Origin of the sequence: Paenibacillus sp. RC334 (assembly GCF_030034735.1) — a bacterium.
In the GTDB taxonomy this organism is placed as follows: Bacteria; Bacillota; Bacilli; order Paenibacillales; family Paenibacillaceae; genus Paenibacillus; species Paenibacillus terrae_A.
Window position 1 is genome coordinate 3,988,684 of the sequence record NZ_CP125370.1, and the last position, 24,885, is coordinate 4,013,568.

General features: G+C 43.9%; 24 protein-coding genes. 7 read left to right on the forward strand and 17 right to left on the reverse strand.

Annotated features, from left to right (window positions below):
- The first annotated feature begins 115 nt into the window (after positions 1–115).
- The 3 genes from QMK20_RS18355 (at position 116) to QMK20_RS18365 (ending at position 4,186) form a co-directional block, all read left to right on the forward strand.
- Positions 116–1,387 (forward strand): VWA domain-containing protein, encoded by a 1,272-nt coding sequence (locus QMK20_RS18355; RefSeq protein WP_283652751.1) that lies wholly within the window; start codon positions 116–118, stop codon positions 1,385–1,387.
- A 305-nt stretch (positions 1,388–1,692) separates the two neighbouring features.
- Positions 1,693–3,036 (forward strand): amino acid permease, encoded by a 1,344-nt coding sequence (locus QMK20_RS18360; RefSeq protein WP_283652752.1) that lies wholly within the window; start codon positions 1,693–1,695, stop codon positions 3,034–3,036.
- 7 nt (positions 3,037–3,043) lie between these two features.
- The gene (locus tag QMK20_RS18365; RefSeq protein WP_283652753.1) at positions 3,044–4,186 is read left to right on the forward strand and encodes a VanZ family protein; all 1,143 of its coding nucleotides are present in this window, start codon (positions 3,044–3,046) and stop codon (positions 4,184–4,186) included.
- Between the two features lie 129 nt (positions 4,187–4,315).
- Here QMK20_RS18365 and QMK20_RS18370 read toward each other — a convergent pair whose 3' ends face one another.
- From QMK20_RS18370 to QMK20_RS18405, 8 genes are all read right to left on the reverse strand, one after another.
- Positions 4,316–4,969: a nitroreductase family protein gene (locus tag QMK20_RS18370; RefSeq protein WP_283652754.1), complete on the reverse strand. Its 654-nt coding sequence runs from the start codon at positions 4,967–4,969 to the stop codon at positions 4,316–4,318.
- 44 nt (positions 4,970–5,013) lie between these two features.
- Positions 5,014–5,469 (reverse strand): MarR family winged helix-turn-helix transcriptional regulator, encoded by a 456-nt coding sequence (locus tag QMK20_RS18375; protein WP_283656306.1) that lies wholly within the window; start codon positions 5,467–5,469, stop codon positions 5,014–5,016.
- 275 nt (positions 5,470–5,744) lie between these two features.
- On the reverse strand, positions 5,745–7,121 hold the full coding sequence (gene gdhA / locus QMK20_RS18380) for an NADP-specific glutamate dehydrogenase (protein WP_283652755.1): 1,377 nt from the start codon (positions 7,119–7,121) through the stop codon (positions 5,745–5,747).
- Positions 7,122–7,571: 450 nt separating this feature from the next.
- Positions 7,572–8,963: a threonine synthase gene (gene thrC, locus QMK20_RS18385; protein ID WP_283652756.1), complete on the reverse strand. Its 1,392-nt coding sequence runs from the start codon at positions 8,961–8,963 to the stop codon at positions 7,572–7,574.
- 217 nt (positions 8,964–9,180) lie between these two features.
- The gene (locus QMK20_RS18390; protein ID WP_283652757.1) at positions 9,181–10,524 is read right to left on the reverse strand and encodes a TldD/PmbA family protein; all 1,344 of its coding nucleotides are present in this window, start codon (positions 10,522–10,524) and stop codon (positions 9,181–9,183) included.
- Between the two features lie 3 nt (positions 10,525–10,527).
- Positions 10,528–11,922 carry a TldD/PmbA family protein gene (locus QMK20_RS18395; RefSeq protein WP_283652758.1) on the reverse strand — a complete coding sequence of 465 codons (1,395 nt, stop codon included), beginning with the start codon at positions 11,920–11,922 and terminating at the stop codon, positions 10,528–10,530.
- A gap of 383 nt (positions 11,923–12,305) precedes the next feature.
- Positions 12,306–12,533: a hypothetical protein gene (locus tag QMK20_RS18400; RefSeq protein WP_283652759.1), complete on the reverse strand. Its 228-nt coding sequence runs from the start codon at positions 12,531–12,533 to the stop codon at positions 12,306–12,308.
- A 273-nt stretch (positions 12,534–12,806) separates the two neighbouring features.
- Positions 12,807–12,983, reverse strand: coding sequence for a hypothetical protein (locus QMK20_RS18405; protein ID WP_283652760.1), 177 nt, complete (start codon positions 12,981–12,983; stop codon positions 12,807–12,809).
- 325 nt (positions 12,984–13,308) lie between these two features.
- On the opposite strand from QMK20_RS18405, the gene QMK20_RS18410 reads away from it, so the two are divergent.
- From QMK20_RS18410 to QMK20_RS18420, 3 genes are all read left to right on the forward strand, one after another.
- The gene (locus tag QMK20_RS18410) at positions 13,309–16,245 is read left to right on the forward strand and encodes a contractile injection system protein, VgrG/Pvc8 family (RefSeq protein WP_283652761.1); all 2,937 of its coding nucleotides are present in this window, start codon (positions 13,309–13,311) and stop codon (positions 16,243–16,245) included.
- A 5-nt stretch (positions 16,246–16,250) separates the two neighbouring features.
- Positions 16,251–16,775: a hypothetical protein gene (locus QMK20_RS18415; RefSeq protein ID WP_283652762.1), complete on the forward strand. Its 525-nt coding sequence runs from the start codon at positions 16,251–16,253 to the stop codon at positions 16,773–16,775.
- Between the two features lie 174 nt (positions 16,776–16,949).
- Positions 16,950–17,237, forward strand: a complete 288-nt coding sequence (locus QMK20_RS18420) for a hypothetical protein (RefSeq protein ID WP_283652763.1) — start codon at positions 16,950–16,952, stop codon at positions 17,235–17,237.
- Between the two features lie 507 nt (positions 17,238–17,744).
- Here QMK20_RS18420 and QMK20_RS18425 read toward each other — a convergent pair.
- The gene (locus tag QMK20_RS18425; protein ID WP_283652764.1) at positions 17,745–18,575 is read right to left on the reverse strand and encodes a hypothetical protein; all 831 of its coding nucleotides are present in this window, start codon (positions 18,573–18,575) and stop codon (positions 17,745–17,747) included.
- A 406-nt stretch (positions 18,576–18,981) separates the two neighbouring features.
- Here QMK20_RS18425 and QMK20_RS18430 point away from each other — a divergent pair, with 406 nt between their 5' ends.
- Positions 18,982–19,269: a hypothetical protein gene (locus tag QMK20_RS18430; protein ID WP_283652765.1), complete on the forward strand. Its 288-nt coding sequence runs from the start codon at positions 18,982–18,984 to the stop codon at positions 19,267–19,269.
- Positions 19,270–19,298: 29 nt separating this feature from the next.
- Here the strand turns inward: QMK20_RS18430 and QMK20_RS18435 are convergent, their stop codons facing one another.
- From QMK20_RS18435 to QMK20_RS18465, 8 genes are all read right to left on the reverse strand, one after another.
- Entirely contained in the window at positions 19,299–20,921 is a 1,623-nt protein-coding gene (locus QMK20_RS18435; RefSeq protein WP_283652766.1) for a recombinase family protein, read from the reverse strand.
- A gap of 90 nt (positions 20,922–21,011) precedes the next feature.
- Complete coding sequence (locus QMK20_RS27425; RefSeq protein ID WP_273043255.1) at positions 21,012–21,137, reverse strand: SHOCT domain-containing protein; 126 nt, start codon at positions 21,135–21,137, stop codon at positions 21,012–21,014.
- Between the two features lie 63 nt (positions 21,138–21,200).
- Positions 21,201–22,352, reverse strand: coding sequence for an Ig-like domain-containing protein (locus QMK20_RS18440; RefSeq protein ID WP_283652767.1), 1,152 nt, complete (start codon positions 22,350–22,352; stop codon positions 21,201–21,203).
- Positions 22,349–22,639 (reverse strand): hypothetical protein, encoded by a 291-nt coding sequence (locus QMK20_RS18445; RefSeq protein WP_283652768.1) that lies wholly within the window; start codon positions 22,637–22,639, stop codon positions 22,349–22,351. Before QMK20_RS18445 ends, QMK20_RS18440 begins: the two co-directional genes overlap by 4 nt.
- Positions 22,639–22,950: a phage head-tail connector protein gene (locus QMK20_RS18450; protein ID WP_283652769.1), complete on the reverse strand. Its 312-nt coding sequence runs from the start codon at positions 22,948–22,950 to the stop codon at positions 22,639–22,641. Before QMK20_RS18450 ends, QMK20_RS18445 begins: the two co-directional genes overlap by 1 nt.
- Positions 22,943–23,161 carry a hypothetical protein gene (locus QMK20_RS18455; RefSeq protein ID WP_283652770.1) on the reverse strand — a complete coding sequence of 73 codons (219 nt, stop codon included), beginning with the start codon at positions 23,159–23,161 and terminating at the stop codon, positions 22,943–22,945. Before QMK20_RS18455 ends, QMK20_RS18450 begins: the two co-directional genes overlap by 8 nt.
- A gap of 97 nt (positions 23,162–23,258) precedes the next feature.
- Positions 23,259–24,089: a phage major capsid protein gene (locus QMK20_RS18460; protein ID WP_283652771.1), complete on the reverse strand. Its 831-nt coding sequence runs from the start codon at positions 24,087–24,089 to the stop codon at positions 23,259–23,261.
- A 31-nt stretch (positions 24,090–24,120) separates the two neighbouring features.
- Positions 24,121–24,735: a DUF4355 domain-containing protein gene (locus QMK20_RS18465; RefSeq protein ID WP_283652772.1), complete on the reverse strand. Its 615-nt coding sequence runs from the start codon at positions 24,733–24,735 to the stop codon at positions 24,121–24,123.
- Positions 24,736–24,885: the final 150 nt, after the last annotated feature.

Below are 24,885 nucleotides of genomic sequence, written 5' to 3' on the forward strand. Positions count from 1 at the left end.
TCTACTATGTCTACCATGAGACAAAAATTCCTGCTCGAAATAAGGCGAATAAACGATTTCCATGGTACAATTTGTATAAATATAACGATTTTGAAATACATAGGAGGTAGACAGCATGAATGGTTCAAAAATGGTATTAAGTACAGGAGCTAATGCACCTTTAGGTAAGGAGGATACAGTACGGATCACAATTACATGGGAGCATGCGCCAGCCGAGCTGGATGTTAGCTGTTTTATGGTAGGCCAAGATGGTAAAGTCGCTTCGGATGACTATTTCATTTTTTACAATCAACCAGCTGATCCGCATGACCATGTACGGTTACAGCGTCCGAATGACAAAACTGCTGAATTCACTGTAGCCTTAAGGGCTTTGCAAGGAACTGGAGTTGATAAATGTGTATTTGCCGCCACTCTGGATGGTCCAGGTACTTTTGCCGATGTGATTGGCTGCACATTGACCGTTCAGGGCAGGCAGGTACATATCGCCTATAGCATTACCGAGGCCACCAAAGAAACGTCCCTCGTATTCGCTGAAATATACCGCCATACGTCAGGCTTCAAACTTCGCGCAGTTGGACGTGGCTTCAACGGGGGCCTGAAACCGCTTGCCGAGGCTCATGGCGTCACCGTGGAAGAAGAGGAGCCGTCAGCAGCGCCGACGAATACTGTGAATGCCAAAGCGGAGGCGAATGCTTCCTTTCCCGGTAGCGGAAAAATTAATTTACTTAAGCAGAGTGTGCAAATTTCACTGAAAAAGAAACAGATAGACCGTGAAAAGGCACGAGTAGCGGTTGTATTAGACGCTTCTGGTTCCATGGGGAAGCTGTACTCACTGGGAACCGTGCAAAAAGCCTTCGAACGTGTGTTGGCTGTAGCCGCCTGCATGGATGATGACGGTGAAATGGACGTATGGTTTTTTGCAGACAAAGCCCAACGCGCTCCAAGCGTCACGGAACGGAATTACGAGAATTACGTAAAACGAACTTTCCCAGAACCTGGATATGGGAAAATAGGAATAGGTAACAATGAGCCTGAAGTGATGACGGATATCATTTTAAAATATACAAAAGAAGTACCTAATGAAACAATCCCAACCTACATTATCTTTTTCAGTGATGGCGGCGTGTATGAAACGAAAAAAATATCAAAGTTGCTGATCAAGTACTCGAAAGTTCCGATTTTCTGGCAATTCGTCGGACTCGGTAATGCCGATTATGGAGTCCTTCAAAAGTTGGATGATCTGCGCGGTCGCGTAGTGGATAATGCAGATTTTTTTGCCTTGGATGACATCGACTCCGTGACAGACGCAGAATTGTACGACCGTCTGCTAAACGAATTTCCTGGTTGGCTTAAGCAAGTGCGGGCCAAAGGAATATTGCGCAGCTAATCCTTCACCACAATGCGATACCCCTGCATGATCACTTAAATATCCGCTGAGAGTAGTAATAAAAGGCAGAATGACCGCAGACAAATCAATCGTCAGCACCATCATTCTGCCTCTAAACTGCTCTTCTACACATTTCTCATCAGTATCCCTCCCATTTTAGTCATCGTAGAATAATATATGGTTAATTCCTTGCCAAATCCTATTTCTTTCATTTCCTAATTGGATATTTTCATGTAGTATAAATCTAATTGAAGCAACCCTGTTTGGGCTTGCTGAAGATCGACTTGATGAAGGAGGATTTCGGATTGAAATCAAATGAAGCAACTTTGCACAAAAAGCTGCTCCCTAGGCATATTACCTTTATGGCTATGGGTGGAGTTATCGGTACCGGCATTTTTAAAGGAAGTACCGAAACGATCAGCTTGGCGGGGCCTGGAGTTATTTTATCCTATGTCTTCGCGGGACTTCTACTCCTGGTCGTCATGGGCGCGATTGCCGAGATGGCTACCGTCTATCCCAACATGAATATGAAGGATTTTATTCGCAAAGCTTTTGGAGAACGGCTTTCCTTTATCATCGGCTGGTTGTATTGCTTCATGTGGCTGGCCGTCTGTATCATTGAGGTTATCGCAGCGGGAAGCTTCCTGCAATACTGGTTACCGGACGTTCCCCTATGGGTACTCAGTTTAGCGAGTGCAGCCTTCATTATTGTGGTCAACATGCTGAGTGTCGGCGGTTTCGGGGAACTGGAATTTTGGCTTGCGGGTATTAAAATTGCCATGATTATCATCTTTATTGCATTGGGTGGCTGTATCCTGTTCGGCATTATCCCAACTGAAACTCCGCCTTATCTGAGCAATTACTTACAGCATGGCGGATTTCTCCCCAATGGCTGGCTGGCTATTTTCTCAGCGCTGCTGGTGGTTACCTTTTCCTACGGAGGCTCTGAGCTGATTGGCCTGACGTTAACAGAAACAGAGAATCCGGAAAAGGTACTTCCCAAGGTGGTTAAAAGCTTTATTTTTCGCGTTGTGTTGTTCTATACGCTGCCGATTCTCATCATTTGCGGCTTGATTCCCTGGAATCAGCTGGATGCGAATACCAGCCCGTTCGTACAGGTGCTGTCTTCGGCAGGACTTCAAGGCTCGGCCCATGTCATGAACTTCATTTTGATTACCGCCGTACTGTCTGCCGCCAATTCGGGGATTTACGGGGCTACACGCATGCTGCATTCGCTAGCAGTCAACGGAGAAGGTCCTAAATCACTCGCCCGGGTATCCTCGAATGGGGTTCCGGTGAATAGTCTCAAATGGTGTGCCGTGATCCTGATTGTCGGTTCGATGGTCGCTTATATCGCTCAAGACGGACTGTTCCGTATTCTGATGGCAGTACCGGGCTTTGTCGTTTTGCTTGTCTGGAGCTGTATTTGCCTGTCCCAGTTAAAGCTGCGCAAATCTTACCCGATAGAGCCAAGCTTCAAAATATGGGGATTTCCTTATATCACAGCGTTAACTGTCGGATGCCTGTGGGTGATTGCATTCCTGTTCTTGCTTGATCCGCAAAATCGGATCAGTATCAGCGTATGCGTGGCTTTCATGGCGTTCCTGATTATCTGGTCTTTGGTGAAGTTCCGGGGAAAGCAGGCGTAAGCAGCTCATGATTCAAGCGTATTTATTTCCTGTTTCTTACGCCTTTCTTGCCTTTCCTTTTGCCGCGTTGCTGTTTACGCTGCCTTTTCTAATCGTACAGTACCGCAGGCATGGTTATATCCATAAAACGAGAGCATTGCTGCTTTACCTGTTGCTTTTATACTTGATGAATGCTTTCTTTCTGGTAATTTTGCCACTTCCGGCATCGCGTCATAATACGGCGTTAACCGGAGGCGCATTGCAGCTAATGCCCTTACAGTTTATTCACGACATTATAAGGGAGACATCCCTCTCTCCCTCCCAACCCTCCAGCTATCTGCATTTGCTGAAGGAACGCGCTTTTCTCCAGGTCGTTTTTAACGTTCTTATGACTGCGCCTTTCGGTATGTTCTTACGTTATTATTTCCGTGCACGGTGGGGATGGTGTCTGGTCCTGTCCTTTGGCCTTTCCCTCTTCTTTGAGGTGACGCAGCTAACAGGACTGTACGGATTTTTTGACCATGCGTATCGTGTGTTCGATGTGGACGATCTGATGGCAAATACATTGGGCGGCATGCTGGGCTTTCTTTTGGGCGAGTGGTTTTCGCGTTTTCTCCCGCGTCTGGAGCATCTGGACAAGCATTTGGACATCACAACCAAGCGGGTATCCTATACCAGACGGGGCGTAGCCTTTTTCGTGGATTCCATTATCTGGGCAGGTTTGCTTGGTGTTATGGAATACCTCCGTGTACCCGCCGCCTTCTGGGTATCCAGTGGAGTATACTTCGTGCTGATTCCTTACCTGACGAATGGACGAACCCCGGGTAAATGGCTGGTGCGGATACATCTTGCGGGGACAGGAAAACGTATTTCCCTGTGGGAGCTCATGAAGCGCTACAGCCTCTTGTACTGGGTGTATTTTGGCATTAATTACGTACTGGGTGGACCCGTGTTTTGGCCTCAAGTCCCTCCATGGGCGAGTGTTCTGATCAGCCTGATATTGTTGGTCATCAATACGTGGTTCTTTTTCCATCTGGTTATACGTCTGTTCAGGAAAGACCTGTTATTTTATGAGGAGCTTAGCCATACTACCCACCGAATTACATGGCCCAAGCGACTTCACAGCCCTCTGCCTGACCCTGTTGACCCTGCCGATGTGTCGGAAAGTTAATACGAGAACTCGATGATCATAGGATTAAAATAAGTTTTATTGCACTCCAGCAGCACAAAAACAGGCGAAGCAAAGGATTGTTCCTTTGTCCGCCTGTTTTTTTTATATATAGGTATTAATTCGTTTCTATTATTTCCACTGTGCGATTTGGTCAATCGGCAGACGAGTGGATGGATGGCCTTCATTGGTTCCTTTACCTATGGAAATGAGCATTACAGGTACATAACGATCTTTATCAAGACCAAAGGCTTCAGCGATTCTGCTCTTGTCATATCCACCGATTGGATTCGTATCGTAACCGTGAGCACGTGCCACCAGCATCAACTGCATGGATACCAGACCACCGTCGATCAGGACGGTTTCTTTGTTCACGACTGGATCAAGCGCTGCAAAATGGGCTGCCACTTTCTCCTGCTGCATTTCTTTAATATCTTTTGGCATATAGCCCAATTCTACAGCTTCTCCGAAAATTTGCTCGAAATTTTCAAAGTTGTCCAAATCTCCGAACACGGCAATAACTGCCGAAGATGTCTCGACTTGACGTTGATTAAAGCTGGCGAGCGGTGCCAAGGTTGCTTTACCTTCCGGGCTGTCAATCACAAGAAAACGCCAAGGTTGTAGGTTAATGGACGATGGAGCGCGTGTCGCTTCAGTCAGAATCTCTGTCATTTCCTCGCGGCTGATTTTCACGGACGGATCGTATACTTTGACAGAACGGCGACCCAGTGTGATTTCTTTAAAATCATTTGTTTTAACGATATTGGATGGGTTCGTATTACTCATTCAAATCTCTCCTTATTTCCCCTATGGGTGTAATATAATTGGGGTCAGTCCATCTCGGACATATGACCATTCATAACTTGCAGCATATCGGCTAATTGGTGTCGCTGGGCCTCGTCGAAGCTTTGGAGCAGCCGGGCCACAAACTGCGAGCGTTCCTGTCTAAAGGTAATAATACGCTCACGTCCAAAATCGGACAGGCTAACCAGCGTAACCCTGTTGTCCTCCGGCTTGGTGCGTCGTGTGACCATGGCTGCCAGTTCAAGCTGCTTCAAATGGCGGGTTACGGCTGCACCGTCGATGCCAACCTCTTTTTGCAGCAAGGTTTGACTAATCTCCTTCACCTGATACAACTTGCACAACAGCTGTAATCTGGATGCGCTGATTCCTGCACAACGCTCAAACTTGGAGCTAATCTGCTTGTTCAACAGCAATAGCGCGTCAAAAATATAGTCAGCCTCGGGTGATGTCTGGGTGATCGTAATCTCTCCTCCCTTAAGCATGTCACTGGGCATGACGATCCAACCTTTGATCCATCAATTATTGATCCATCAAGTAATATACATCTTCTTTAAAAATAAATCAAGACCCTGTGAAAAATAAAGTGACCCTATCAAATAAAAGCTGAGCACCCCTGCAAGGGCACCCAGCTTCTTCTTGTATAACTACTTATGAGATCACGTATAAACTACATTCATACGATAGCAGATCAGGAGAGCCATACAGACAACGCTGTACAGCTTTCTTGCCCTCTCCAGCCCGTTTGTATTATCCCCGATTAAATGATCCCGTGAGACAGCATAGCGTCAGCCACACGGACAAATCCGGCGATGTTCGCCCCTACAACCAGATTCCCAGGCACGCCGTATTCCTCAGCCGCCTTCACGCTGTTCGCATAAATATTCTTCATAATATCATGCAGCTTGGTGTCCACTTCCTCGAAGGTCCATGACAGGCGCATGCTGTTCTGTGACATTTCGAGCGCAGAAACCGCAACCCCGCCTGCATTGGCCGCTTTGGCTGGTCCAAACAGAACCCCATTGCCCAAAAATACTTCAATAGCCTGCAGCGTGGATGGCATATTCGCACCTTCACCCACAGCTTTTACGCCATTACTTACCAGCAATTGTGCTGCTTGTTCGTCAATTTCGTTCTGTGTGGCACACGGCAGTGCGATATCGCATGGAATCGACCAGATACCGGAACAGCCCTCCGTATAAATTGCGCCTGGACGCTCTTTGGTATACTCGCTAATGCGCAGACGATTGGCTTCTTTAAGCTGCTTCACCAGATTCAGATCAATGCCGTCCGGATCATAGATGTAGCCATTCGAGTCACTACAGGCAACGACTGTAGCGCCAAGCTGCTGTGCTTTTTCAATCGCATAAATGGATACATTCCCCGAACCCGACACGACCACACGTTTACCCTCAAAGGATGAGCCTTGAGCATACAGCATTTCATTTACAAAATACACGCAACCATATCCAGTCGCTTCTGTACGTGTAAGACTGCCCCCGTAATGAATTCCTTTACCTGTGAGGACGCCACCTTCATGTCCCCCGCGAATCCGTTTGTACTGCCCGAACATGTAACCAATCTCACGCCCGCCTACACCAATATCCCCTGCCGGAACATCGGTATCCGGGCCAATATATTTGTACAGCTCGGTCATGAAGCTTTGTGTAAAGCGCATAACTTCGTTATCTGACTTCCCTTTGGGATCAAAATCGGAGCCGCCTTTGCCGCCGCCAATTGGAAGACCTGTCAGCGCATTTTTGAAAATTTGCTCAAAGCCCAAAAATTTGACAATTCCCAGATACACCGACGGATGAAAACGGATTCCGCCTTTATAAGGACCGATGGCACTATTAAATTGCACCCGGAAGCCACGATTGACCTGTACGTTCCCTGCGTCGTCTACCCAAGGCACACGGAAGGTAATGACCCGTTCCGGCTCCACAAGCCGTTCCAAAAGCCCCTGCTGCATATACTTGGGATGCTTGGCCAGTACCGGAACCAGCGAATCCAATATTTCCTTGACGGCTTGATGAAATTCATTCTCATGAGGATTGCGCGCGATAACCTTCTCAAAAACGGACTGCACATATTCGGCTGCTGCCTGTTGACTCTGCTCTGAACGGATAATGGTCACTTTTCTAAAACACTCCTTTATATTTAACTCCTCTACTAGAGAACGGAACGGATTTATTCCGTGTTCTTGAGAGTAGGGTTTTATGTATTCATAAAATTTAGTTAACTATACATGATTTTTTATAAAAATACATCTAATTTGCTCATAAAAAAATTTTGGCCCCTTCATCAAATATCTCTATGAATCTATCATTTCTTGTCATATTACCAAGCCAAAATCCTTTGTTCTACGGGGATTTTTACGATGAAACGAGGTATTTATACCTTACTCCACATGGTACAATAATGTGAACAAAATGAGATTTACATCTATAATCCAGAATGGACGTTACATGGATAGTTTATCCAAAAGTATGAAAATAATTAAAAGAAGGCTACACACGGAGCATAGCCTTCTTGGGGTTCAATCGTATCATGATGTCCTGGCACCCGTTCTTAGCGTGATTGTCTTCTACACATAGAAGGCTTCAAGCTGACGTACAATTTCCGCTTCGTCATGCTCTACCACCTGCTGTTGCTGCGATTTAGAGAACAATTGCTCAATCTGCGCTGGGAACTCCTGCTTAATGTCCACCAGACGGATCGCTTCATCGAATTTGGCCGGGTGCGCTGTTGCAAAGGTCACACATACTTCTCCCTCGCCATTATACGCCTCATACGCGGCGATACCGCAAGCCGTATGCGGGTCCAGCAAATAGTCATATTCGGCTTTGTATTTGCTAATCAGTTCCAGACACTTTTCGTTCGAAGCGCCCAGGGCTTCAAAATCCTGCTGTACGCGTTTTAAATCTTCCGCACTGATCACAATCCGTCCTTCGGTTTTGAGGGTATTCATGTATTCAGTGACCTTCGCTGCATCTTCTCCAAGGAAATAGTACAGATATCTTTCGAAATTGCTCGCCACCTGAATGTCCATGGAAGGACTATACGTGCTTTTGAAGCCGCCTGGTTTGTATTCGCCGGTCTTCACGAAGCGCTCCAAAATATTATTTTCATTCGTCGCAATGATCAGCTTATGAATCGGCAAGCCCATTTTCTTCGCGAGAAAGCCGGAAAAGATATTGCCAAAGTTGCCAGATGGCACGCTGATATTGATTTTTTTCGTACCCGCAGTCTCCTGTGCCCGGAAATAAGCATAGAAGTAATATACAGTTTGCGCCAAAATACGCACAAAGTTGATCGAGTTAATCGCCCGCAGATGATGTTTACCTTTGAAATCCAGATCGGCAAACAGGTCCTTAATGACCTTCTGACAATCGTCAAAGTTCCCTTTTACGGACAGGTTTAGTACATTTTTATCATCAACGGTCGTCATTTGCAGCTCTTGTACCTTGCTCACCTTTTGGTGTGGGTGCAAAATACAGATTTTAATGCCTTCCTTGCCACGCACGCCCTGAATCGCTGCCGCCCCGGTATCGCCCGAGGTTGCGCCCAAAATGTGAATGATCTCATTCTGTTTCTTGGACACGTAGGAATAAAATTCACCCATAAATTGCAGCGCCACATCCTTGAACGCGAACGTAGGCCCGTGGAACAGCTCCAAAATATATAGAGAATCGTTGATCTTCTTCACTGGCGTGACTTCGGGATGACGGAAGCTCGCATAGCTACGCTCCACCAGTTGCTCCAAATCTTCACGAGGAATTTCATCATTGATATACAGCGCAAAAACTTCCAGCAGCAGCTCTCTGTAGCTCAATGTTGCCCATTGCTCCAGCGTAGCTGCCGACACCACCGGAATTTGCTCCGGTACCATCAGGCCACCATCATCAGCTAACCCCATGAGCACGGTATCAATAAATCCTTTGGCTTCTACTCCACCTCTAGTGCTTATATATCTCATATCCATCCCCCAATAAAAATTCAATTCGAAATTTTTGTCGAATATATTATTGTCTATAATACCCTGTCGCGGTGCTGTAACCAAGCCCTTTTTAAATATTTTAAGAACTTTCTCCTACTTTACCATACCCCGATGTCCCAAACACCTGTAATCCGCAGGCAATCGGGGCATCAGTAACAGGCTGTGAGTATGGAAAAAGAGGAGGTTGCTCCTGTGATTATGACCCTGAAATCGAGAGTGCAGCCAGCTTGAGCGAAGGTGAAGTGCAGCTTCCCGTAAAACGCAAATCGTTGCCAACTTCCTCTACCTGCTGCAGCACGTCAAAGAAGTTGCCCGATACGGTAATTTGATTGACTGCTCTGACCACTTTCCCCTGCTCAATCAAGTATCCCAGACAAGCCAGCGAAAAATTACCAGACGCCGTATTCGTACCTGCATGCAATCCTTGCAGCTCCACAATCATCACCCCGCGATCCATCTTGCGAATCATGTCCTCCAAGGTAGAAGAACCGGGAGCCACATACAGATTATGATAAGAGACGCCGATTTTACCGTTGTAGCCGCCTTTAGAAGCATTGGAGGTACTTTGTACTCCGGCTTTGCGGGCTGTCTTGCGGTTATGGAAGTATGTCCGTAGTACCCCGTCCTTGATAATCTCGTTGCGACGTGTAGCACTACCTTCAGCATCGAATGTGCTACCTGCCGGAACATTTTCCATCAGCGGATCATCCACCAGCGTGAGCTTGGTGTTTGCCACCTTTTCCCCTAATTTCCCTGCTAAACGTGAGAAGCCTTTATCCACTGACTCCGCTGAAAATACCGACGTATACGCAGCCAGCAATTGCGCTGCTGCATCATGACGGAAAATGACGGGATAGTTATCCGATTGAATCGTGTGCGCACCCAGCTTGGAAACAGCCTCTTTTACGGCTTTATGCGCCACATCTGCAATATTGATTTCTTCCACACTCCGCAGGGAATAATCATGCCAGCCCCTGGTAACCGTCTCGTCATTTTCTTTGGCAATCACGTAGACATAAGCGGTCGCCAGACTTTTGCGGCGATGACAGTGCAGCCCCTTCGTGTTCACAATCAGGACTTCATTTTCACGAATGCTGACCGAGCAATGTCGAGCCATTACAATCCGTGGATCTGCGGCAAGCGCTGTACGCTCCATCTCCATTGCAGCCTCAATGAGAATTTCAGGAGCCGTGTCAGCTAACGCGGCGGCATGGGCAGCCTGCTCGGGATAGCTTGCAGAGCCTTCGAACAGTTCATCCTGTTCCTCGCTCTCCAATATGTCCGCGTTGCTGCGTGCTTCCTCCAATAAAAAGTTGATCACGTCCGGCTCCAGCTTCTCCGTAGAGGCATAGCCCATTTTCCCGTTCATGACGCCCCGGAAGGAAAGTCCGCCATTCTCAACGATTGTATATTGTTCAATTTCTCCCTTCAGTACCTTTACCGAGGTAGAACGTCCATTTACATAGTAGATTTCCATATCCGCGTAGCCGATTTCCCGACCTTTCGTGAACAACGCTTCCTGAAATTGCTGAATATTCATCGCCTATTCCCCCTTCCGTCCGCCGACGGTCATTTCGGACACTCGAATCGTCGGCTGTCCGCAGTTGACCGGAAGACTTCCGCTGACCGAGCCGCACATCCCCTGACCATGATCCAGATTGTTACCGACCATATCAATATTTTGGAGTGTTTCAATCCCTTTTCCGATCAGCGTTGCGCCTTTGACCGGCTCGGCAATCTTGCCGTTGCGAATCATGTACGCCTCTTCGACCGCAAAATTGAACTCGCTCGTCGAGGTGTTCACTGAACCGCCGCCCAGCGATTTGGCATAGATCCCGTACTCCGTATTCGCAATGATCTCTTCACGGGTCGAATCTCCGTTAGCAATAAACGTATTATTCATGCGGGAAGCAGGCGCGAATTTATAGGACTGTCTTCGTCCCGATCCTGTCGCAGGTACACCCATCTGGCGCGAGCCCATGCGGTCGATCAGATATCCTTTTAAAATACCGTTCTCAATCAGTACGTTGCGCTGTGTCGGCGCTCCTTCATCATCTATATTGAGCGATCCCCACGCGTTCTGAATGGTTCCGTCATCCACAGCCGTGACGAGCGGCGAAGCCACCTGCTGCCCGATCTTATTCGCAAACACGGAAGTTCCATGTGCCACCGCCGTAGATTCCAGCCCGTGACCACACGCCTCGTGAAAAAGAACACCACCGAAGCCGTTCTCAATCACCACGGGCAGTCTGCCGCTAGGCGCATATCCTGCTGTTACCATTATGGTAGCAATACGGGCCGCATCTCTCGCATTTTCTTCGATATTCAGATTCTCCAGGAATTCAGTCCCCGCATAAGCTCCCGGCCCGCGAAAACCGGATTGTCTATGCTCCCCAGCGGTCGCAATGGCGCTTATTCTCATCCGAGTATACGTGCGGGTATCCTCCACCAGCAGTCCGTTGCTATTGGCGATCAGCACGTTCTGGAACGAGTTGCTAATCCCAATGGAGGTTTGCGTGATAGAAGGATCGTATTGGCTTGCCGCCTCATGCGCACGTCTCATCATGTCGATCTTGGCGCGTTTCTGTGAGCCGTCGGGAATGATAGCAATCGGATGGTGATTAAGGATCGCGTGGGGATGGAGTGTGATCGGTTGTGTACCTGACGCTCCACCCCCGCGAATGGCCTTGGCAGCCGATTTGGCCAGTCGAATCAGGCTCTGCTGGCTCATGTCACTGGTGTAGGCGTACACCGAAAAATGTTCCTTCATGATCCGAATACCAATCCCGAAATCCCGGCCTGACAGCGCCGTATCGACGACTCCCCCGGTCATACCTAATTGTCCATTGGTGCGGTCCTCGACGAACACCTCTGCAAAATCTCCGCCCGTCTCCAGCGCGGCTTGCAGCATATCCTGAATCTGTGTTGGATGTATCATCACGTTCCTCCTCGTTTTTGCATTTTTGCATTATAGAAATAGTACGGTTAAGCATAGTGGTCTGCGGGTTCATGTTCATTTCCCATAACTTTACTATACATGATGTTGGGAGTGGGTGTAACTATCTGGGTGTCGGCGTTGGGAGGGGCGTGAAGATCTATGCGCGGGGATCGGGAGAGGGATAATGGGAAAACCCGATTAGACCGTGAAGGGTCATATCGGGTTATTTGACGCATTTTGATTACGGGCTGGATTGAGAAAGTATGTGCATCTAAGGCCGCTACGTGGACGGATCATTCTTTCGATCGCTGTTGCCCCCAGGTTTTTTATTATATTTTAACGGTAAAAATCCGGTGAAGGTTTATGCTTACGAAGCAGTTTTCCTACGGAAAGCTTTCAGCCGAACGCTCCGCTTCTTTGACCGTTTCCATGTGCAGTACGCTCGCTTTCTGCGAAATAATAGCCAGCGCATCCAAAATGAGCTTTGTGCAAGTTTTAAGTCTCTCTATGTGTTCGTCTTCCTGCTGCACCAAGCTTTCATATTGATCAGCCGTATTTTCGGATGGCTTCGTATGTTCCTCGCTCTTTGGCTGTTTCGGTTGAGTATCCAAGTTATCATCTCCTTTATATAAGCAGTGTAGCAAAGGATGGTACTAGATGTGGTACGTGGATACGTAGCAATGGTAGGAAAATAATAGTGACCTAGATGAATTAATTCTGGAAGATGTAGGCCGAAAAATATCGGAAGACATTAAAATAAACTTATGATACTCTAAACCCTTGTATAGCAAACATGCAATACACTCCACATGTGTCGAGACAGTGAAAGGGATATATTCCTTTTTATTATATATATTACCTATAATATCAAAAGCCGCTCCTTCTCACAACACCCCCTTTTCCCAGATGATGCCTGTTCCCCCTTCACTTCTGTCGATCCTACTAATTCCATATGAGCCTGTATTTAATTTACCCGAATCCATAATCACAATTAAATCAGCCCCCTTCCTGACTTTGAAAAGCAATTGCTCAAAATTACTATCAGCTTTCTCTATTCCCATACCTCTCCCTTCCAAAAATACACATAGTAAATACACCAACCAATGGGTCATTCTGTAAACTAAATCCCTCTTTCAACCGATAAATACATATGCTGGGTTCGTAATTAAATATCTTCTGCTGTCCTTTTGTTTCTTGAATGAAATCTTACTTGGAACTCCTGTATCTGATTAAGAACGTTTTTGTACCCAATAAACTCAGTGATACATATCTATCTCGACTCAAATTTGTACCATCCATTTCTTCTATTCGTCAGACTCGAATTAAACATGCTGCACTTTACTTTTGAAATCAGCCATCACATCTGGAAGGGAGACATGAACTCAATTGAGCTTACTATCAGATGGAATCGGGTATGAAAGCCTACGCTTTTATGGTCCCTTTCAGCCACAACATATTGAACAACTTCAAATAACACGTACCATTAATGATCATACCTTTTTACATATCAGTGGTATGCTCTCCGAAGAACAGGGAGCCGCTTGTATCGGACAAAATATGGAGCAAGAGCCGATTGTGATTCGTCAGTTGGATAATCAGGGACAATCGCTGAGAAGACTGTTCCACGGGATCGTTACGCAAATGTCCGTACATTGTATACGTGGAGTATATACCTTTGAACTGAAGGCTGCTTCGCATTCCTATCAAATGGATATCAAGCTAAAAAAACGTTCCTATCAGGATATTCACCGTACCTATGATGATCTGGTCACCGCGATGGTTCGTAAATATGAGTATGGAGACGCCATTGATACCGTAACTAATTATGCCAAACTGGATACTTTTGTTTTACAATATGAGGAGACCGATTGGGCATTTTTAAAACGCCTCGCTTCTCGCTTTGGTTCAATACTTGTGCCTGAGGTAACCGCAGCTTCACCCAAGGTCTTCTTTGGGATGCCAGAAGGCAAGCAGTATAAGGTGGAACGAGATGTATTTTATCGGGTACGAAAAACGTTTCATGAGCTGGATGCGGAAAAGCCCGGAGAACAACGTGCTGGCTCGTATGTCACCTATACAATTGAAAGTTTGCAATACTATGCGCTGGGTGACCTCATCACGTTACCCATTGGACAAGGTAAAGAACTGGTCGTGGTTCGGGCAGTGACACGGTTAGAGGATGGCTTACTGCGTACCCGTTATGATCTCCAAGCGGAACAGAATATTCGCTATGCCCGGTATGAAAATGATCAGGCCACCGGGATTTCGTTGACAGGAACGGTACTGAAGGTACAGCAGGATTTTGTGCAGCTTCAACTGGACATCGACCCGAAGCAAGATCCTGCCAAAGCCTGCTGGTTTCCCGTGGCGACTCGATATGTAGCCGAAGAACACAGCGGTTGGTACGATATGCCTGAAATCGGGGAACAAGTCGAACTGTATCTGCCTACACACCGCGAACAGGATGCCTATGTAACGGATTCGCTACGACAACAACGCCACGCTCATGGACAGCCGAATGTGAAGGCTTGGCAACATGTGCAAGGTAGCGGCGTAGAAATGTCTGAGCATGAATTGACCCTGTCCACCTCGGATGGATTTTCCATTACACTAAATGAAGATGGTGGCATCACCATCAACAGTCCGGGGGATGTACAGATTCAGGGTGGTCATGTGAAGCTCGATGCAGGTGAGGAACTGTCGTTAGAAGCTGGAACAGCCCTTCATCTAAAAGGTGGGGCCAGTAGCATGGTGCTGGATGGTGAGACAGATACCAAAGCTCCAGTGATTTATCAGGAAGGTACGGTGAAAGCACCCGTTTTCGTGGCTGACCTCCCTCCTGTACCTGAACCGCCGTTAATGAGTATCAAAGCATATGAAGCAGCTCAATCAGCAGCTAAGAGCAGCCAAGCCTCTACTCCTAAAGCAAAAGTTACAACTCCAGCAGCACTTCAACAGGCAAATGCCTTGATGGGAACGGTATCCAAGCTATTAGGTTCCATTCCCGTAGTTGGGAACGTAGCCAGTGTGATGTTGAATACGGTGGGTGGGCCAGCAGGTAAAGTGGCGGCAACGGTGTTACAAGCAACTGGAGCCATCCCTATTCGTAGTAAAGGAACGCCCACGGTTGGAGGCAGTAAAGAAACGGGGTTGCACCCGCTCAAACACTTGGCTGGCTTAGCACTCCAAGGACTAATCAGTCAATATGAGCATGAGCAAGCGAGACAAGCTTACTATAGCAAGTGGATCTTAGGAAAAGCATATACAAGTGCGCGTCATATAGCTAATTCCGGCGGCCCACTGGAGCTGGTGCAGAACCTACTGAAAGAATCAAATGCTATGGCTCATGCCTATCAGCAGATTCCTGTAGATCTGAGACAACGTTGGAAGGACAAGCACGATAGCTACATGGCAGCTGAAAAAGCCAAAGTATCCTATAATTTTGATGAGTATGATAAAAAAATAGTAGGAACTATGTGGGTTCTCAGCAAAAATGGGGTTACCGATCAGAAAGCTGCCCAAGCCACTCTCGCCTATAACGAAGCTATCAAAAATGGAGAAATCAAATTACATCACGAACCAGAAAATGTGGATATTTTCGTAGAACAGATTAAAGCAGCTAAAGAAGGAAAGAACTATTGGACAGGCGAAGAAATACCAAAATGGCAGGCAAATGCGATTATTGTAAGTAGCGTATTTTCTGAATTTCAGATGGTAGGAAGTTTATACGGTGCTAAATTTGGTGGGAATATAAAGATACCTTCTAAATCAATTAAAGTTCCAAAGTCTACCGTTAAAGAACCGCCAATCGGAAAGCCTGCTCCTTCCAAACCTATTGAAGCACCGAAAACTGAGGGAACAGCTAGTGGTAAGCCTAAGTTACCTTCTGATAAAAAATTACTTGATGCTGCAACTGAATGGTCAAGTATGCAGAAAAAGCTTGCTCCTTCAAAAAGAAAAATGGATAATTTCAATACAGCTGCTGTTGCCTATGACGCAAGAACAGGAAAATATTATTATGGAATGAATAAAGGTATACAGCTTAGTGGAGATAAGAAGAATACAATTTTATTTGGAAGCAAAGACAAACCAGGATTATTACCAAAAGATTCTCTTAATGAATATGCAGTAGGAAATTGTGCAGAAGTAGATGCAGTGAATCAAGCGCTAAACCAAAAGGCTAATGTGAATGATTTATATATATACACTATTAAAACAACGCCAAACGAGTTTGGATCAGCAAAAATAGCTTGCGAAAACTGTACATTTACTTTTAAAGGAAATGTTGCTGACGCACTAACCGGGTGGTATAAAGGAGACTAGTGATAATGGATATGGAAAAATTTAAGCATATTTCAATGAGAGGTAGAGTTGCATATGGAGTTAGCTGTTTTGAGAACGCTATAATAGCCTTGAAATATGATGTTAATGATTGGAGAATCGTTTTGAATTATTTATGGGAATTCACTAGTATCCAATACTTAGATGATTGGAATGATATAGTTGTTGAATTAATCCCTGAGAATTTAACGGAGTTTAAAACATATGAGGAGGAAGAGTTTGAGCGGCTGAGTAAAGATGAATTCATATATTTGTATAGCTTATATCAAAATATTGATGGATCAGTGGATGCCTTACTACGAGAAATTTATGATCTTGGTATCAGTCATACTTATACTGTAATCGAAGGATACGGCGAAAGCAGTTTGAAATCTTTGGAGAGAATTATTAAGTTCATGATAGATTACAACTTTCCATTGCCAAGCATCGATCCATTCCTAAAATTTTCTATAGAAGAAAATAGAGGATGGGGTCACAAGTTTGATGGTACAAAATTATCTAAAATTCTGTAACATAGAAATTGAATAGGTTTATGTGTACCTTAATATTAAAATTTCAAAAGCTTATTCCAACTTGAATCATGAGTAGGGATGAGCTTTTTTCCACACTCAAAAACAAAATGACTTGCCATCCCTCCCCATCAGAGTTAACATACACACACTCAAACAGCGGGAGGGAAATGTGTTATGTCAGATTGGCCAGATTGGTTTCAGGAAGCATTACGCCAACGTTTTTATCAATTAGAACTTGTTAGTGAACAACAGGCTTCAAATTTATCAGAGGATGAACATCTATTTACTCAAATGGATCAATTCAAAACCAACCAAAACGAAGATATTCAGCAACTGCTATCCGAATGGGAAGAAGCCATAGGTTATCAGCTAAGTCAGGATAAGCAATCTATCTATATGGAAGGAGTAAAAGACGGGATTGGATTAATTCTTCCCGTCGTACAACCCACAGTTACTCGTTAGCTTTTGGTTACTTTAGTCTATGATTTTTTTAGTCCAATATTTCATCTATGCTCATTCCACTTTTCAAAGTAAATACAAAATGCGTTGGTGAGAGAACGGTTATCTTCTCCACCAACGCATTAATAGGTTATCATCAGCGGCCCATAAAAACGGTCAATTTCCATTATTGTTTACTGTTTTTCTTACGAATCATACCAAATAAAAAAATTAATAATAAAACAGAGAACAAGAATGTATACCCTATTAACAAAGATTTTAAATTAAATTCTCCTATATTGGTATATATTCTTCCTAGTAGAATAAGAAGCATTACCAATGATAACCCAAAATTCTCACGGTTATATTTCCTTATCTTATATTTAAAAATTCTATAAATCAGAAAAAATAGTAGCAAGAAAGATACTATTGAGATGATAACGAAAATCATATTTGCATGTCCCCCTTTAAAATAAAATTAGCAAAGGTTTAATATCACCTTTGCTAATTTTATTACTCTTCATTCGAAAATTACATACGTTGAATATAGTTATATGCTTGCTTAAGACTAGATCTAGCTTGTGAACGATCATTAACTACACCAGCGGCCGATGCCGCTCCAACAAGTCCAGAACCGACTAATCCCACTACTGTTTCCCATGTAACAGCCGCTACACCAAGAGCAATCAAAGTTTGAGCCAAATTATATTTCATACTGGCGTGAGAAGTAGCAAACGCGTTTATGTTACTTATAGCCAGGGATGTATACGGGCCTGAGATAGAGACATTTGTTTTGGAAACATGGCTTCCATCTGGTCCCCAACTAGTCCATATTTTGAAATCATTATAACTAAAAAAGTTATATGTTTTATAGTTACCATAATAATGACTTATTTCAGGTATACCACCTGAATCATTTGCTGCTGCAAGAATAATAGATTGAGGTGCACTAAATGATTGCGGGGTATCTAAACTTTCTTGAGTAATCGGTTGTTTCAACTCTTCCTCTGTTAATTTTTCACCATCAATGTAATATTCATCTCCCTTGATTTTAATATCAAAGGAATTTTCAGAATCTTTAAAGGCTTCTTTTTGTTCTATAGATGCAGATGGCAAAAAATCAAAATGTTCCTTCGAAATGACTTTAGTATTTATAGTATCTTCTGTAACTTCTCGATACGTTGAGATATCAACTGTTCTTATAGCAATTGTTTTTCCTCCCACCACAACATCATACTTACTAGTATTTGAATCTGTAAGGGCTTTAGGGCTTGCAGAAGCAGGGCTTACAAAAGCGGTGCTTGTTACAACAAGAGCAACTACCACAACTGATGAGATCATTTTCTTTAACTTATTTTTCATTTCAAACCTCCTATTAATATTTTATGTCCTTATTGTAAATTATTATCATATTGAATTCATATCGTCCAAATCAACTATATATATTCCAATATGCGACAAAATGTTACAAAACAAGTTGCATATTAATCTCTATTTTTTCATATTTCGTTTTATAAAATGCCTATATATACAGTTAACCTTCCATTGCCGTTCTTCTAAAAGTACTACCTCCAAGCCCCATTTCCAGTAAAATGATATAGCCAAACTCCCCTAATAACTTGATTATGAAAATTCTTAAACTTTTAAAGGCTTATTCCAACTTGGATCATGAGTTAGGAGTGAGCCTTTTTACACAAAACAATGACTTGCCATCCCTCCCCATCAGAGTTAACATACACACACTTCAACCACGGGAGGGAAATGTGTCATGTCAGATTGGCCAGATTGGTTTCTCGAAGCATTACGTCAACGTTTTTATCAATTAGAACTAGCTAGTGAACAACAAGCTTCATGTTCATCAGAGGACAACAATCTATTCACTCAAATGGCTCAATTCAAAATGAATCAAAACAAGGATATTCAGCAACTGCTATCCGAATGGGAAGAAGCCATAGGTTATCAGCTAAGTCAGGACAAACAATCCATCTATATGGAAGGAGTTAAAGACGGGATTCGATTGATTCTTCCCGTCATGCACTCCACAAATATTCTCTAGCCTATTGATCGTTTCAGCCTATGGTTTCGTTAGTCCAGTATTTCGTCTATGTCCATTCCACTTTTCAAGGTAAAAACAAAATGCGCTGGTGAGAGAATGGTTATCTTCTCCACCAACGCATTAAATAGGTTATCATCAAATTGTTCCAGTATATCTTGCCGTGTGCTTAAAATTTGAATGATTTCATCGACACGTTCCTTGAGTTGTGCCTTTTGCTCATGCTCCTGCTCCAGTGTCAGCTTCTGTTGTCGCAGCTCGTTGAGTTCACTTGAAAGCCTGTTTGTTTCTTCTTCATATACAATTTCATCAATCTGATTCCGTAGCTTGAGATTCACTAATTCCTTCAAGTCGGATTTCAATTGTTGCATCTGTCCTTCGATGTCCAATAGCGGTTCTTGCCCTACTTTGCTGGAATGCACCGATTCAATATTGGCTTTCAACGTCTTCATGAATACTTTCTTATTCTCATACATCCGGTTGAACAATCGTACAAACGCGGAATGTAAAATGGGTTCATCGACTGATTTGGCATCACAGGCTACTTTACCTTTATTGACATACGTTTTGCATTGCCATACTACTTTTTTGGATGGATTATTGCTGTTCCAGGTTCGGCGTTTAAAAATAGCTCCGCAGCATCCACAATATACTTTGCTACTGAGTGCATATTTACTGGAGTATCTTTTACTCTCCCCCATCACACTCCCTTTCAGCATGGCCCTCCGTTCCTTTTCCTTTTGTACCGCTTCAAATAGTTCCTTGGATACAATCGGCTCATGGTTGTCCTCAATTAAATATTGCTGTTCTTGTCCTTTATTTCTTATTCGTTTGTGGGTTAGAAAATCTACCGTTACCGTCTTTTGCTGAAGCAAAGCTCCGTAATATTTCTCATTCGTCAGAATTAAGGTAATGGAGGAATCCCACCACGTATCGCCACCCGTGACTGTTTTGATCTTATCTCGCATCAATCCTCTGGCAATCGCCTGATAGCTTTTTCCATCCAAGTACTCCTCATATATCCTGCGTACAATCTCAGCTTCTGGCTCGTTAATCACCAGTTCACCATGTTCATCCTTATCATAGCCGAGGAAGCGGTTCGTGTTGCAAAAGACTTTGCCGTTTTGGAAGCCACGCAGTATTCCCCAGCGACTATTTTCAGAAATATTCCGACTCTCATCTTGTGCAAGGGAACTCAGGATGGTCAGCAATACTTCACCTGTGGTATCCAGCGTATTAATATTCTCCCGTTCAAAGAATACAGCGACTCCGAGACTTTTGAGTTCCCGTACATATTTCAATAAATCCAATGTATTTCTGGCGAATCTCGAAATCGACTTGACAAGAATCAGATCCAGTTTACCGTTTCGAGCATCCTGTATCATCCGATTAAAATGTGTTCTATTTTTGGTACTGGTTCCGGTGATCCCTTCATCGGCATAGATATCCGCCATTTCCCATTCCAAGTTGTTTTGAATGTACTTTGTATAATGATTGACCTGATTGGTATAGCTCTCCTTTTGCTCCTCGGAATCGGTACTGACCCGACAATAGGCAGCGACTTTCTTCTTTTGAATCGATTGAATTCCCTCTACAATGTCCATCGTTTTAATGGGAACGACGACGACTTTTTTTGCGATTGCGGCTTGTGCCATAGGTATTTCTCCCTTCCATATCTTCTTTATACGGTCACATGGTATAATGCTTGCGGCACATCATCAAGTCCATTTCTGCCCATGTGATAGCTACTTGAAAGATTTTTTATTAAGCTGGTCAATGGCTATAAATTCTTCTTCTGTAATGACATTTTGTGATCTCAATTGTTTTAACAGGCTTAGACTCAGTAGATAATCAATAGATTTTCGTTGCATATGTATGTGCTCCTTTGAAATAAAAAATGGCTCACCTCTAAGGCAAGCCGGTAGATATAAAGCTCAGAATAAATTTTTAAGGCTAATGGTCTTTTCTATGGTCATGCTAGGATCACTTGCTAAGGTGGCTGTTAATATTAATGCTTTGTTGCTAGACCCACTACTGCTTCCTGCTTTCACCGTCACGCTTTTTCCTGTGCTGGCTGTTATGCTTCCCATGATAGGAGTTGAATCATCTTGATTCCGTAAGCTCCACTCTACAGACTGGTCAAACACTTCCACTCCATGATCATAGATATGACTGACATATGAGGCGCTTTGACCTGTTTTGAGCATGGGATTACCAGTAATGGCTATCGAATAGATATGCGTTCCCGTTTCGACGACTCTCATTTCAATCGTACTCAGTATCGTAGGGTGATATGTTAATTTTACGGTGATACTTGCTTGGCCCAAAGCGATGCCCATAACCCGACCTTGCTGATCTACACTAATCACACTCGGATCACTGGATGTATAGGTAATCAGCGGATTGGCTATCTCATCCCCATTATCCGTAGCCGTTACTTCCAAAGATAACGTTTCGTTGAGCTGCACATGAGCTATCGTTCCCTGATTGATATGTAATGCGTAGGTATGAGCAATCTCATATTTCCATCTGTCTGCAATGTTATGTTCCACATCATCATAAGCTGTATTTATGCTATCTAATGTGCAGCTTAACTGGATGATGCCATTCAATGTATGATTTATTCCAGTCACTTTAAACGGCTGATGAGTAATGTAGAATCGTTGGCTTAATGTAATGCCCCTCGTATCTGTATTGTCTTGTACGGTAATCAGGATGTTGCCCTCCGGCATGGAGATAACTTTACCTGTTTCTGTTGAAAACGTTCTGGATTCCACCACAGCATCAAACCATTTCACCTGTCCACTCCAGTTCAAAGCCAGCCGTTGGTTACACTTTTTCATTCTGCCTCGACAAGACTGTTCATTTCGATCCACCTGACTGGTGATCAGATACCGTTCATCACGATAATCCACGATATCTCCTGTATGTAAAGGTGTCGCTGCCCGAATGATTTTTTCATCGGTCATCCGAATGGTATCTGTCGCATCCCGGATCAGAGCAAGCTGCTTTACACTATTAATTTGCACAAGCTCTCCCTTCTCTCTCAGAAAGAAATCCAGCATCGACTCTAGGCTCCTTGTCACTCCTCCACCTCCAATGCAAAATCTGGCTTACAGCGATATAGATACAATTCCACATAATCACTCCATTCCTTCATGTCCAAAATGATAAAGATATCCTCACCAATTCGGACATAGCCATTCGACTGCAATAAGGATTCCAATGGACAGAAAGCTCGATGTATCGTCTCCAGTGTATATCCATCTTCAAAGGAAAAGCTTTTGCGATAAGGTTGTACATCTGCCATGATTAACTGGACAGGAGTGAAATTGATATTATCCAAAATTTCCAACTTCGTATCATAGAACATTAATCTGTCCCGACCTTGATTTTAGGCAGAGGAAGAGCAAGTTGAATACTTGTCGGAATCCCCGTTTCATAGGTGGCTGAGCGTTCACCTTCCTGCTTATTGGTTAAAGCAACCGAATCCCGATTTTTATAGAGATACACCGCATAATCGACCATGACTTCATCATATTCCACTGGCAGTGTTACCACATTACAATAGCCAAAAATATTTCCTCTAGCTTTATTCAAATAGTGGATCAGGATATCATCCTTCGATATGTCTGTTGGTTCAATGCCTAATAACCGTTTAAGTAAATTCAATGAATCACTCATGTGCTGCCTCCTGTTCCTCCTTTATCTGTGCCTTCTCGTTACGCTTCATATTTCTTACAGTTTGGGCTTTCGTTTGGGTTGCTTCTTGCTTAGTCTCATCTGGTTGAGGTTCCTCCACTTGCTCATAATGCCCACTAGCCTGTAAACGCAGCATTAACTCCTGATCTGTGATTTCCCATGTGCAGCCTGTTTCTTGATTCAAAAACCACATCTTATCACCCTCCAAAAAATAAAATAGGGCATCCAAAACGGACACCCCGAACGTGTTTCTTCTATTATAATGTGTTTTCATAATCATACATTTTCAATTATGACTTATTGGCTGTAAGTACAGCAATGGCTTCGGGCTTAATACATTTGGCTCCGAATACTTGCAACCCTTTCACTGCATCCGAAAATTGTTTCTCTGGTCTGAATGCTTCGACCGAATCCACTTGACCTGCAAAGGAAATGGCACTTTTATGACCTGCAATAATTTTATACTTAGCTCCTGCGGTATTCGGCACATTATTGGATTTATACACCGTCATCCCATCAATATCTCCGACATAGCCTGTGCGGATAATATTCGAGTCTTTGGTGAAACGAGCATCTTTCAGTAGCAAGCCATAATACCATGCAGGAACCACCACAAATCGTTCCGATTCAGGTGCATTATTTTCGTCCAATAGTACGCCTAAATCAATCAGCAAATCATAGGCTGTATCTTTCGTTGGGACAATAGGTGCTGTATCATTGCCCATCGTATTCTCAGCTTTGACCTCTGTGTAGAATCCAGCAAGATACTGATCCACCACATTGGCTAGTCCATAGGAAGCTTCCACGATCCCACCATCCAATAAGTTTACATTCGCTTGCGCAGCATCTACATCATCCACTTGAAAATTGAAATACTTCGCTTGATCGATCACCAACGTTTTTTGCGTAGCATCCAACTCCTGCGGATTACCAATCCCAATTACCTTGTCATAATTGCCAATGCTTACTGCACCAATCGAATTGATTTTTACTGTGGAGCCTTGCCCTTGAATCTCACCTTCATAATCGGTGTTGACTACGTTCCCATACACCAGATTCTTCTTCAAACTTTCATTTAAACGTGCGCTCCAAATTGTAGGAATAAAATGTTGTACTGTCATATCTATTCACCTTGTCCTTTTCTATTGATTATTATTTGTTTTGTAATGCTTGTTTGACTTGATCCCAATGCTGATTAATCTCGTTTGGCGACATGCCTTTAATCGAATCCAATGTAAATGTGTTACTTGTTGAACCAGCCGGAGGTGTGTAGCCATCTCCTTTGAGTCGTTGCTCGACTTGCTGTTGAATTGCCAGTTGTAACGATTGTTCCAACATACCTAAATTCACTGTCGTCGCTTCTTCATCTGCGCCAATAAAAAAATCCACTAACGGGAGTGGAAGTTTCTTCTCGGATGCTATTTTTACCGCTTGGCTGGTTAATCGTTCACGCTGCTTCTCTAGCTTCATATTTTCGACTTCGGCACGTAGCTTCTCGACTTCGATTTCTTTCTCATCCTTCGCCGGGAATCGCTTCTTGATCTCAGCATCCACTGCACTTTCCAAATGATTGGCTTTCCACGTTTCCAGTGATTTAGCGGATCGTTTGTCCACCGTGCTATCGAACCAACTTTTTGCTCGCTGATTAGATTGGATATATTGCTCCATCCCCTGCACGCTATACGGATTCAAACCCTGAAGATACATTTGCCATTCCTCTTTGGTTTGGTTTTCTTCAATCAACTGCTTCATTTGTTCTAAATTCATTTTAGATAATCTCCTTTATTGCCCATTCGACTACGCAGAACCGAACACGCTTATATATGTATGGAGCCGTTTAATGTCATGCTCAGGACAGTAATGTAACGCATTAGAAATCACAAAAACGAGGAAAAGGTACAAACATACCAACTCCCC